Source organism: Gilliamella sp. B3482 (assembly GCF_026536805.1).
Classification (GTDB): domain Bacteria; phylum Pseudomonadota; class Gammaproteobacteria; order Enterobacterales; family Orbaceae; genus Gilliamella; species Gilliamella apicola_E.
The window spans coordinates 185,479-198,172 of the sequence record NZ_JAFNNL010000002.1; the positions used below are offsets into that span (position 1 = coordinate 185,479).

At 34.9% G+C, this 12,694-nt stretch carries 10 protein-coding genes and 1 pseudogene; 7 read left to right on the plus strand and 4 right to left on the minus strand.

From position 1 onward, the window contains the following. Nucleotides 1-34 precede the first annotated feature (34 nt). The gene (gene hldE, locus J3U18_RS04065) at nt 35-1,459 is read left to right on the plus strand and encodes a bifunctional D-glycero-beta-D-manno-heptose-7-phosphate kinase/D-glycero-beta-D-manno-heptose 1-phosphate adenylyltransferase HldE (protein ID WP_267353000.1); all 1,425 of its coding nucleotides are present in this window, start codon (nt 35-37) and stop codon (nt 1,457-1,459) included. Nucleotides 1,460-1,651: 192 nt separating this feature from the next. Continuing rightward, a complete protein-coding gene (gene gorA, locus J3U18_RS04070) occupies nt 1,652-3,004 on the plus strand; it encodes a glutathione-disulfide reductase (RefSeq protein ID WP_220225717.1) in 1,353 nt (450 codons plus the stop codon). Nucleotides 3,005-3,076: 72 nt separating this feature from the next. On the opposite strand, the gene J3U18_RS04075 is transcribed toward gorA, so the two are convergent. Further along, nucleotides 3,077-4,426 carry an MFS transporter gene (locus tag J3U18_RS04075; RefSeq protein ID WP_267353001.1) on the minus strand — a complete coding sequence of 450 codons (1,350 nt, stop codon included), beginning with the start codon at nt 4,424-4,426 and terminating at the stop codon, nt 3,077-3,079. A gap of 243 nt (nt 4,427-4,669) precedes the next feature. Between J3U18_RS04075 and J3U18_RS04080 the strand changes: the two genes are divergently transcribed. The 3 genes from J3U18_RS04080 (at nt 4,670) to mnmE (ending at nt 7,291) form a co-directional block, all read left to right on the plus strand. Beyond that, nucleotides 4,670-5,221: a DNA-3-methyladenine glycosylase I gene (locus tag J3U18_RS04080; protein WP_267353002.1), complete on the plus strand. Its 552-nt coding sequence runs from the start codon at nt 4,670-4,672 to the stop codon at nt 5,219-5,221. Between the two features lie 10 nt (nt 5,222-5,231). Beyond that, entirely contained in the window at nt 5,232-5,834 is a 603-nt protein-coding gene (locus tag J3U18_RS04085; protein ID WP_081303381.1) for a YdcF family protein, read from the plus strand. A gap of 95 nt (nt 5,835-5,929) precedes the next feature. Continuing rightward, nucleotides 5,930-7,291, plus strand: a complete 1,362-nt coding sequence (mnmE, locus tag J3U18_RS04090; RefSeq protein WP_267353004.1) for a tRNA uridine-5-carboxymethylaminomethyl(34) synthesis GTPase MnmE — start codon at nt 5,930-5,932, stop codon at nt 7,289-7,291. A gap of 182 nt (nt 7,292-7,473) precedes the next feature. Here the strand turns inward: mnmE and J3U18_RS04095 are convergent, their stop codons facing one another. Continuing rightward, complete coding sequence (locus J3U18_RS04095) at nt 7,474-8,364, minus strand: LysR family transcriptional regulator (protein WP_267353005.1); 891 nt, start codon at nt 8,362-8,364, stop codon at nt 7,474-7,476. A gap of 148 nt (nt 8,365-8,512) precedes the next feature. On the opposite strand from J3U18_RS04095, the gene J3U18_RS04100 reads away from it, so the two are divergent. Both J3U18_RS04100 and J3U18_RS04105 read left to right on the plus strand, forming a co-directional pair. Continuing rightward, nucleotides 8,513-9,415, plus strand: coding sequence for a DMT family transporter (locus J3U18_RS04100; RefSeq protein WP_267353006.1), 903 nt, complete (start codon nt 8,513-8,515; stop codon nt 9,413-9,415). A 275-nt stretch (nt 9,416-9,690) separates the two neighbouring features. Continuing rightward, nucleotides 9,691-9,870, plus strand: a pseudogene (locus J3U18_RS04105) (tRNA uridine-5-carboxymethylaminomethyl(34) synthesis GTPase MnmE); the annotation flags it as partial. 89 nt (nt 9,871-9,959) lie between these two features. Here the strand turns inward: J3U18_RS04105 and J3U18_RS04110 are convergent. Further along, complete coding sequence (locus J3U18_RS04110; RefSeq protein WP_267353007.1) at nt 9,960-11,384, minus strand: MFS transporter; 1,425 nt, start codon at nt 11,382-11,384, stop codon at nt 9,960-9,962. 15 nt (nt 11,385-11,399) lie between these two features. Further along, nucleotides 11,400-12,572, minus strand: coding sequence for a M20 aminoacylase family protein (locus tag J3U18_RS04115; RefSeq protein ID WP_267353008.1), 1,173 nt, complete (start codon nt 12,570-12,572; stop codon nt 11,400-11,402). Nucleotides 12,573-12,694: the final 122 nt, after the last annotated feature.

Here is a 12,694-nt window from a genome sequence, read left to right on the forward strand (position 1 = left end):
ATTGATCCAATGAATACGAGTAAAGGATAACTAAATGAAAACATCTCTTCCTGAGTTTAATCTGGCAAATGTTCTTGTTGTTGGCGATATTATGTTAGATCGCTATTGGTATGGCGGTACCAATCGCATATCACCAGAAGCACCTGTACCAATTGTTAAAATTGATTCTCTTGAAGAACGTCCTGGCGGTGCAGCTAATGTTGCACTCAATATTACCTCCCTCGGAGGTAAAGCGCGTTTAATTGGTCTTACAGGAATGGATGAACCTGCTAAGGTGCTTGATGAGCAACTTACTAATAGACATGTTCATTGCGATTTTGTATCTGTCTCAACACATCCAACTATTACTAAATTAAGAGTGTTATCAAGAAATCAACAATTAATAAGGATTGATTTTGAGGAAGGTTTTAATAATGTGGATCATACGCCTATTTTAGAGCGTATTGATACCGCACTTACAACTTCTAAAGTAATGGTTCTATCGGACTATGCCAAAGGTGCATTAACTGCTGTACAAGAAATGATAAAACAAGCACGAAAAGTTAATGTACCAATATTGGTTGATCCTAAAGGTACTGATTTTGAGCGTTATCGTGGTGTAACATTACTGACACCAAATATGTCTGAATTTGAAGCTGTAGTTGGAACATGTAAAACAGAAGAAGAGATCATTGAAAAAGGTTCTCAACTTATTAAGCAATATGATCTTAAAGCCTTGCTTGTTACTCGTAGTGAAAAAGGCATGACGTTAATACAATTAGATAAACCTGTTTACCATCTACCAACTCAAGCTAAAGAGGTATTTGATGTTACCGGTGCGGGTGATACTGTAATCGCAACTTTAGCAGCTTCATTAGCTGCAGGGCAATCACTTGAAGAAAGCTGTTATTTAGCAAACGCTGCAGCCGGTGTAGTTGTCGGTAAATTGGGAACATCAACTGTTTCGCAAGTTGAATTAAGTAATGCTATTTGGGCTCGCGCAGATGATGGTTTTGGGGTGATGACTGAAGATGAATTAAAAGAAGAAATTCGAAAAGCACGGTTACGTGGTGAAAAAATTGTCATGACTAATGGTTGTTTTGACATTTTGCACGCTGGGCATGTTTCATATCTTGCTAATGCTCGCAAGCTTGGTGACCGTTTGATTGTAGCAGTAAATAGTGATACCTCAGTAAAACAATTGAAAGGGGAATCCCGACCAATAAATCCATTAATGCAAAGAATGATAGTATTAGGTGCACTTGATTCAGTTGACTGGGTTGTTCCTTTTGAAGAAGAGACTCCACAAAGGTTGATTGCCAGTATTTTACCTGATGTATTAGTAAAAGGTGGTGACTACAAACCTGAAGATATCGCCGGTGGAAAAGAAGTTATAGAAGCAGGTGGAGTAGTTAAAGTCCTTAATTTTGAAGATGGTTGTTCGACAACAAACATCATTGATAAGATTAAACGGAAATAAATAATATAATAATTAGCTATTTATTTAAGTAGCTAATTAGTCAATTATCGAATAATTTAGGTTTGGGTATATTTTAAAACCAATCAATAGATAATAACTATCGTTAAATTTCATAATTAATACTTTTTTTATTATCTGCTTTATGCAAACCTATCAACTACTAAATGCTAATTTATTTAAAGGATTTCTTTTATGACTAAACACTATGACTATATTGCTATCGGTGGTGGTAGTGGGGGTATTGCTTCAATTAATCGAGCGGCATCTTACGGTAAAAAGTGCGCTATTATTGAAGCTAAATTATTAGGCGGAACTTGTGTCAATGTTGGGTGTGTTCCCAAAAAAATTATGTGGTATGGTGCACAAATTGCTGAGGCGATTAATCATTATGGCCCTGATTATGGTTTTGATACGACAATTAATCATTTTGATTGGGATAAACTAATCGCTAGCCGAACAGCTTATATTGATCGTGTTCATCAATCTTATGATCGAGTATTAAACAATAATAATGTCGATGTTATTCATGGATATGCTAAATTTATTGATAGCAAAACGCTTGATGTCAATGGTGTGCATTATAGTGCCGATCATATTCTTATTGCTGTCGGTGGTAAGCCAAGTATACCCAATATTCCCGGAGCGCAATATGGAATTACTTCTGATGGATTCTTTGAATTAAAAGCATTACCAAAAAGAGTGGCCGTTGTTGGTGCAGGCTATATAGCTTGTGAAATTGCCAGTGTTTTACACTCGCTAGGTGCTGAAACTCATCAATTTGTTCGGCAAGGCACACCTTTACGTGCTTTCGATCCATTAATTGTTGAAACATTAATGGAAGTTATAACTAATGATGGTCAGCATTTGCATACTTTTGCAATTCCATCTTCTGTCACTAAAAACGTTGATGAATCATTAACGTTAACATTAGAAGATGGTAAAAATTATACTGTTGATTGTTTAATTTGGGCAATAGGACGAGAACCTGCAACTAAAGAAATGAATTTATCTGCAGCTGGCATTAAAGTTGACAGTAATGGGTTTATTATTGTTGATGAGTATCAAAATACTAATGTAGCAGGAATTTATTCTGTTGGCGATGATACTGGAGCAGCGGCATTAACACCAGTTGCAGTTGCTGCTGGTCGACGCTTATCTGAACGACTTTTCAACAATAAACCAAATGAACATCTAGATTATACTAATATTCCAACGGTGGTATTTACCCATCCACCGATCGGGACAGTTGGGTTAACAGAACCACAAGCAATGTTACAATATGGCCCTGAAAACGTGAAGGTCTATAAATCTACGTTTACTGCTATGTATACTGCCGTAACTTCTCATCGTCAACCGTGTAAAATGAAATTAGTTTGTATTGGTGAACAAGAAAAAATAGTCGGCATTCATGGTATAGGCTATGGTATGGACGAAATTTTACAAGGTTTTGCTGTCGCATTAAAAATGGGTGCAACAAAAAAAGACTTTGATAACACCATCGCCATTCACCCAACAGCGGCAGAAGAGTTTGTTACAATGCGCTAATGTATTGAAAATTTATTATATCTTGTTAAAAAAAACAGGGCTTTAGCCCTGTTTTTATATGGTGTTAAGTGATTAATTATCTAATCTATTTTGCCAACCCTTTTGAGCTAATGATGAAAAACCAACTAAAACAGCAAGTAAAGCCACTGCTGAGATGTAAATACCTGCTCCCAGATAACTGTATTCACCTAATATATGATCGGGACTTAATAAGTAGATAGTTAAAGTCGGCGTTATTGCACTAAACAATGCATAGGCTAAATTGTAAGATAATGATAGACCAGAATAGCGAATGGCTGGTGGAAAGGTTCTAGTTCCTATAATTGGTGTCATAGCGATTGATCCGATAAATAAGCCAAATATCGCCCAAATCGAATATAGTTTAGCTAATGACATATCTGGCGTTAGTGAACTATAGAAATAGATGCTTACCACAGCCAATCCACCCCAAGTTATGACGACTGTTTTTGCTGTACCTAATTTATCATCTAACCAACCAGAAATAACACAGCCAATTGATAATGTTAAGGCAGCAATACATCCACCAATACGCCAATCCAGATTAGCAAAATGATACATACCGCCAACGATACGGCCAGGAGTAATTAAAATACCAACCATAATTGCTGTTGATAATGACCAAGTTAACAAAGCGACTATCAAACAAGCTGTCTTATGTTTTTTTAGTACGGTAACAACAGGAATGCTTTTTTCTAATGCTTTACGTGCAGCTAATTCCTTGAAGATTGGCGTTTCAGATAAAAATTTTCGTAAGTAGACTGAAATCACACCAAAAATTCCACCAATAATAAACGGTATACGCCAAGCATAATCTAAAATATTTTGGCTAGTAAAATAGAGATCAACAATAATTGTAACGAAAAATCCAAGTAAAATTCCGCCTGTAATACCTGATGTTAATGTACCAACGCCCAAACCATAGCGTTGTTTTGGTGTATGTTCTGCGATAAATACCCATGCACCAGGCATTTCTCCACCAATAGCTGCGCCTTGTAACATACGCATCAACAACAATAATAATGGTGCTACAATACCAATTGTTTCATAGGTCGGTAAAATACCGATAATAAAAGTAGGTAAAGCCATCATTGCTACACTTAAGGTAAACATCCGTTTTCGGCCAACTTTATCTCCAAAGTGGGCCATAATAATTCCGCCAACAGGACGAACTAAATAACCAGCAGCAAAAATCCCCCATGCAAATAAATCTAAGGTTAATGGTGACAAGGTATGTGGTAAAAATAGTGGTTTGACAATGGTATCAATATATAGCGCATAGATAACAAAGTCATAAAATTCAAGCGTTCCGCCTAAAGATGACAATATTAATGTTTTAAAATCCTTACTATTCAATGGTCGGGCGACCGGTTGCCATTCAGCGTTAATTTCAGATTGACTCATGAAAAAACCTTATTTTTATTATTAAATGAATATAGCCAGTAAAGGAAATGACTATTCTTTGATAAATTTTAATCTTGAAAAGGCATTCTGCCATAAAAAGTAGTCTTTTGTTTAATCATAAAAAAATTTAATCAACAATAGCGATATGTTTGTTTGATTTATAATATGTATAAAAAATGATATTAAGCTAAAATTCTATCTATATATCGCATATAATAATTTTAAAATATTTGGATAAAAATAATGTCAAAACGATGCAGTTGGGTTACAAAAGACCCGTTATATATAAATTATCATGATAATGAATGGGGTTATCCACAATATGATAGCCTTAAACTATTTGAAAAAATTTGTCTTGAAGGACAACAAGCTGGATTATCTTGGATTACCGTACTAAAAAAAAGAGAAGAATATCGTCGATGTTTTTTTAATTTTGATCCAGAAAAAATTATTCAATTAAACGCTATTGACATAGAGTCATTACTTAAAAATAAAGGATTAATTCGAAATCGTTTAAAACTTAATAGCATTGTAAAAAATGCCCATGCCTATTTAGCTATGCAAAATAATAATGAGGATTTCTCACAATTTATTTGGTCATTCGTTGATGGTAAGCCAATAGTCAACCACTACAAAGATAAAAGTGAGGTTCCAGTTAATACAGAAATATCCGATAAAATGTCAAAAGCACTGAAAAAGAAAGGATTTTCATTCGTAGGATCAACAATTTGTTATGCATTTATGCAATCTATGGGCTTAGTTAACGACCATTTCGAAGATTGCTTTAAAAAATGAGGGGAAATTGATGACAATCATGAAATTAATAAAATATTGCCTAATATTAATATTAGTTTATTTCATCGTTTGTAATATCATTATTTTTATTTACGCTAATCAAAAGCCATCAACTAATGCTGATACTTTAGTCGTATTAGGATCACAAGTGGTTGGAACACCAGCTGAAGCGCCACTTACCTTACAAAATCGTTTAGATACAGCATTTAATTATTTGCAGAGTAATCCAAATACCAAAGTAATTGTTTGTGGTGGGCAAGGAAGCGATGAATCTGCAACTGAAGCAAGTGTGATGGCTGATTACCTAATTAAAAAAGGTATTGATTCCTCAAGAGTATATCTTGAAGACAGATCAAGGCGAACGGCTCAACAGTTTGTTTATGCTAATCAAATTTTACCACTAGGCAAAACAGTTGTTGTGACCAATGATTTTCATATTCTTCGTTCAATTATGCTAGCTAAACGCTCGGGTATTAGTGATATTACTGGTTTACCTGCACCGTTAGCTTATACCAATATTGATAAATATATAGCAATGATAAGAGAGCCATTAGCTTTACTTAATTCATGGCTGTTTGACCATCCATTAGATTATGTTGAAAATAATAATTAGCCATTCTAATTAAGTTAGATAGCTTGCCTTTACAGATTTTTAATGATAGTCATGGTATGATTAATCATTGCTATTTTTAATTACAATTAATAAATATGAATTCAGACACAATTGTTGCACAGGCAACACCACCTGGTCGTGGTGGTGTTGGTATATTGCGTATTTCTGGACCTAAAGCACAAGAGGTAGCTAAAGTCGTTTTAGGTATCTTACCTAAACCACGATACGCTCATTATCTGCCTTTTTTAGCCGCTGATGGTACAACGTTAGATGAAGGCATTGCTTTATTTTTTGCAAATCCAAACTCGTTCACTGGTGAAGATGTACTTGAACTACAAGGTCATGGTGGACCAGTTATTTTAGATCTACTTTTAAAACGTATTTTAGAAATTTCTGGTGTGCGTATTGCAAGACCGGGTGAATTTTCAGAGCGAGCTTTCTTAAATGATAAATTAGATCTTGCACAAGCTGAAGCCATCGCAGATTTAATTGATGCGAGTTCAGAACAAGCGGCCAAATCTGCTTTGTCATCTTTACAAGGAGTGTTTTCTAAAAAGATTAATGAATTAGTGGAATCGCTTATTCATTTGCGTATTTTTACAGAAGCAGCTATTGATTTTCCTGAAGAAGAAATAGACTTTTTATCTGACGGAAAAATAGAAGCAAAGCTTGACCAAGTTATTCAACGATTAAATGAAGTTCGTCATGAAGCCAAACAAGGTTCATTACTGCGGGAAGGCATGAAAGTTGTCATTGCCGGTCGACCTAATGCGGGTAAATCAAGTTTACTTAACGCATTAGCCGGTCGTGATGCGGCTATTGTTACTGACATAGCAGGGACAACACGTGACGTTTTGCGTGAACATATTCATATCGATGGTATGCCTTTGCATATCATTGACACTGCCGGACTACGTGAAGCCAGCGATGAAGTAGAACGAATCGGGATTGAACGGGCATGGCAAGAAATTGACCAAGCGGATCGGGTGTTATTTATGGTTGATAGCACAACAACCAATGAGGCCAATCCAGAAAAACTTTGGCCAGAATTTATTGAACGCTTACCTAAAAATATGCCAGTAACCGTTATTCGAAACAAAGCAGACTTAACTGGTGAACCATTAGGCTATAGTGAGCAAAATGGTTATTGCCTTATCCAACTATCAGCACGAACAGGAGAGGGTATTACCTTATTACGTGATCATCTTAAACAGGTAATGGGCTTTACTAGTAGTACAGAAGGGGGCTTTTTAGCTCGTCGACGACACTTACAAGCACTTGAAAAAGCTGCAGAGCATTTAAATAATGGTAAATACCAGCTCACAACATTTCATGCTGGCGAATTATTAGCGGAAGAACTCAGATTAGCTCAAGAATCTCTGAGTGAAATCACTGGTCAATTTACATCTGATGACTTATTAGGAAGAATATTCAGTTCATTTTGTATTGGTAAATAATTCAAGTTTTACAGTTAACGAGCTAATACTTGTCAAAAACCAGAACTCAGTTGTTTTGGTTTTTGAACATAAAGACATAGAAGAGTTGAACTACTGTAATGTCTGGAATAATTCAGTGTTATTCAAAAAAAGATAAAAAATATACTCAGTAAATACGAGAGATAATCGTTTAGGTATGGATTCTAAAGCATTAAATTTACATAATTTTCAATGTATTGTTTAAAAACTTTCACTCTGTTTGGCATATAATTTCTATCCTTGAATATTAAAGAGATAGGTCGAATGCTACCGATCCAATTAGGTAACACTTGCACTAACTCTCCATTAACTAAACTTTTTTGAACAAACTGAGATGGAACAAAACATATCCCCATTCCTGCTTTGGTTGCATCAATTATTAGTTCAGTATCATCCATAATTAAATAAGGATTTTCTTGTACCTCATAATATTCTTTATTTGTGGTATTAGTAAGTGACCAGCTTAGGTTATGGCTTATATTAATTAAATTTTTGTCGAGTAAATCAATGGGATGTGTACATATAGGTATTTGTTCTAAATAATCTTTGGATGAACACAATATATTTTTCGACAATAGTATTCGTTTTGCTATCCAATCACTATCGGTCAAATCTCCCACGCGTATAGCAATATCTATATTCATATCAGCTAAATTAACTATCTGATTCGTAGCCATTAAATCTATTTTTATATCAGGGTATGTTTTCAAAAATGAAAACACACAGTTTCCAAACCATTGATGTGTTAGGCTTAATGGTGCAGTTATTCTTATTGTTCCGGATAACTTTTGGTTAAAATCATACAAATCTTCAGCTGTTTCAACAAACTCCTCAACTAAGGTAGTAAATTTAGCAATATACATTTGTCCTAATGTCGTTAGGGTGATCTTCCTACTGCTTCTATGCATCAAAAGACCGCCAATAGCTTCTTCTAATTGAGTTAGACGTCTGCTTATAGTTGGTGAAGGCATACAAAGTTTATGCGATGCCTTAACAATACTACCTTCTTTAATTACATTAATGAAAATGACCAAATCATCTAATGATAATTTCATTTTTGAAATTTAACCTTCTTTTTTTGTTTATTGTATTATAAATGGATTGTTCATAAAATCAAAATCTATCAGTTATTGACCTACCTTAAGCAACGAGGACTAACTTGATATCATCAGATGCCTTTTTATGAATAAAATAGAGATTAAAATGAAAAAAAAAATTACAATTTTACTTGTTACACTATCAACCTTTTTTTGGGGAACTAATTTTAATGCAGGTTCAATAGTTGTCTCTTCCGTATCGCCACTTACAGCAGCTTCTGAACGTTTTATTATTGCAACATTAGCTATTTTTGTTTTTATGATCATTAAAGATAAAGGCAACATCAATGCATTTAAATTAAATTGGAAACCATTAATTTTACTTGGATTATGTGGCATTACAGGCTTCAATTTAGCCTTTTTTATCGGGTTACAAACTACATCCGCTTTAAATGGTGCACTTATTATGGCTACATCACCAGTGACAACCATATTAATATCATCAATTACAGAAAAACACCGTGTTTCATTGCCACAAACTGTAGGGATGTTGATCAGCTTGATTGGTGTAATTTTAGTGATAAGCCATGGTGATATAAATAATATACTTAAATTACATTTTACTCGTGGTGATTTGATTATTTTATTGGGAAATCTGGCTTGGGCAACCTACACTGTTGGATGTCGTAGATTTATATCCGATTCGACACCATTACAAACAACAGCTTTTACGATGTTATTTGGTACTATAGGAATAGTTGTATTTTCTTTTTATCAAAGTGACTTAATAAAAGAGATCGAAGAAATTTCAACATACAATCAAATTATTCTTATTTATATGGGACTTGTTGGTTCAGTATTAGCATATTTATTTTGGAATGTTGGGATAAAAGAACTAGGTGCAGCTAATACTTCATTGTTTTTCAATTTCGTACCTGTTTTTACTTTATTACTCGCTTTTATAACCGGTACAATACCCAATTTATTACAGTTAGCTGGAGCCCTTTTAGTTATAAGTGGAGTGATATATGCGACAGGATCTTATCAAATATTAAAAATTAATCGTTAAAAAAGTCCTAATATCACAATTCAATAATCATTATTTGACATAATTAACCATAAGTTCGAGAGTTTTTTTGTTTAAAGATTTTTTGAGTAAAATGTCATTTAATGTTTTGTGCAATGACGGTTAAGTAGATTAGTACTCGTTATGGCTATTCCCTCATTCAATTAGTACGAAAAGGATCAGCTATTAACCTAAATATGTGATTATATCAAACAGGTAATGTGTTTTATGAGTAGCACGGGATGAGACTTTTGGCTTATCACTGACATTTATAAACACTTGAAAAAGCAGCAGAGCATTTAAATAATGGTAAATACCAGCTCACAACATTTCATGCTGGCGAACTATTAGCAGAAGAACTTCGGCTTGCGCAAGAGTCATTGAGTGAAATCACTGGCGAATTTACCTCCAATGATCTACTAGGGCGCATATTCAGTTCATTTTGCATTGGTAAATAAGCTGAACATAATGTTGGTTAGAAATATAGGGATATAAATAAAAAGTCATATCCCTATGAAGTGTTTTAAGAATTAAAAATTAACTTAAGCTATTTATTTTTGCCGGCATTATTTGGAACTAAAAATAAAATTGAAATAAAACATAACAGACAAAATCCGACATTAATCCATAATCCAATTGCTGCGCCAGTTGCTATACTTTGACCACTGGCAATAACTGCAGCATAAATTGATGCTGAAATGGCGACACCAAAAGCACCACCTAATGAACTTGCCATTTTATATATTCCTGATGCAATACCAACTTTATCTTCAGGGGCGCTAGAAATTGCTGTGTCGATCGAAGGTGTCGCATAAAAACCTAAACCAAGACCAAATAAAATGTAGCCACCTAATACTGAAATGATATAAAGCATATCTGGTAAAAATGTCAGCGTCATCAATGCAATTCCGGAACCAGTAATTAACGGTCCCATTAACATTGGTTTTTTCGCACCTACCTTTTGTAAGATTTTTTCACCAACACGAATCATACATAAAACCGAAACTAAATAACCAATAGTTAATAATCCATTTTGGAAAGAGGTAAACCCTCGCCCCTGTTGGGTATAAGTGCTGGCCACAATTAACGTGCCTGCAACAGCATTTAGCATAAAGTTGGATAAGGTAGCACCACGGTAAGGGATATTTTTAAATAATGCAAAATCAATGAAAGCGCCACTCGCTTTACTTTTTTCAATAACAAAAAATAAAATCATAAAAACAAAACAAACGGTAGCCAATGATAATGTTGTTAGACTAGTCCATCCAAAAGTAGAACCTTTGGTTATCACAAGATTTAATGAAACTAACGTAATAACAAAAACAAATAGCCCTACATAATCAAATTTTGGCAGACTCGAAGGATCTTCAATTTTGGTTTCAGGAGTTCCTTTCAACAAAAGCATACCTAATACAGCACAGATAATAGAGATTATAAAGATCCATTGCCAACCTAAATAAGTCGCTATTGCACCGCCAGCAAGCACACAAGTGCCCGAGCCGCCCCAAGATCCAATCGACCAAAAACTCAATGCACGCTGACGATCTTTGCCTTGATAATAGGTTTTCACTAATGCTAAAGTCGATGGCATAATACAGGCTGCAGATAAGCCTTGAATAATGCGTCCAAAGGTAAATAATATTTCTCCTTGGGCGAAAATCAAACAAAGACAACCAATAATACTTAAAATAAAACCAAAGTAAGTAAAACGAACTCGTCCAAAGCGATCAGCTAAACCACCAGCAACCACAATAAAGCAGCCAGAGAAAAGTGCAGTCAAACTTACTGCTAAATTAAAAGAGGCTGGAGTGATACCAACAGTATGCTGAACAGCCGGTCCAACATTGACTATTGATTGAGCAAACAGCCAAAAAGTAATAACTCCTAATACAATACCTAATGTTAACCGGTTATAACTTTTAACTTGCTTGGTGCTAGAATTCTTTGAAGTTGACATATTTAAACCAGACATAGAAGCGATTTATCCTTATTTACTTAAATATGTTTCAGTTAATGCAACCCAATATGACGCAGCAGGAACAATACATTTATCATTAAAATCATAACCAGGATTATGAACACTACAAAATCCTGGTTCGTCTCCATTGCCGATAATCATGTAACAACCATTTGGATTGCTCTCTAACATAAAAGCAAAATCTTCACTGCCCATAAAAGGATGGCAATTATCATGAACACGATCTTTACCGACTAATTTCTGAGCAACTTCTAATGCAAATTTTGTTGCATTAGCACCATTATGTAAAACAGGGCTACCATTGATATGTTCGATTTTAACTGAGGCGCCAAAACTTTCCGCCTGCGAAGTGGCAATTTCGGTAATACGCTTGAGCAATAAAGTCCGGGTATTATTATCTAATGCTCTGACGGTTAGCTTCATCAATGCGTCGCTATTGACCACATTGGGGGCTTCGCCAGATTGAATACAACCAATCGTGATAACAGCTTTCTCAAAGGGTGAAACATTGCGGGAAACAATACTTTGTAAAGCAATGCCAATATAACAAGCAACAAGCGTCGCATCAATTCCTCGCTCAGGCATGGCTCCATGAGCACCTTTCCCTTTGATGGTGATATGAATCGTATCGGATGAAGCCATAAGAGCACCGCTTTTAAAATAAAAATGGCCTTCCTTAAATCCGGGCATATTGTGAATACCGAAAATCACATCACAAGGAAATTGTTTAAATAAACCCTCATCGACCATCACTTTCCCACCATATAACAACTCTTCAGCTGGTTGAAAAATGACATGTAAAGTCCCATCAAAGTTGCGTGTTTCGGCAAGATATTTAGCTGCACATAGCAAAATAGTGGTATGCCCATCATGACCACAACCGTGGAATTTACCATGGCTAATACTGCTCCAAGGTTTACCCGAAGCTTCAATAATAGGTAATGCATCCATGTCAGCTCTAATACCTATTTTCTTATTACTAGCGCCATTTTTCAAAACACCAACGACGCCAGTTTTTGCTAGACCACGATGAACCTCATAGCCCCATTCAGATAGCTTATTTGCAACTAAATCACTGGTTTTTTTCTCTTCAAAACCTAACTCAGGATGTTTATGAATCTGATGTCGAATATCAACAAATTCTTGTTCTGTTTTTCTAATCGTTTCCATAATATGCTGCATTTTAGGCTCCTAATTAACCTGAATATCGTTTATGAGAAAAAATAAAAATGGAACTATACATCTAAGTTAAAATTATATTTAAAAACAAAAACTAACTTTATTATCAAAACCACATAGATGAA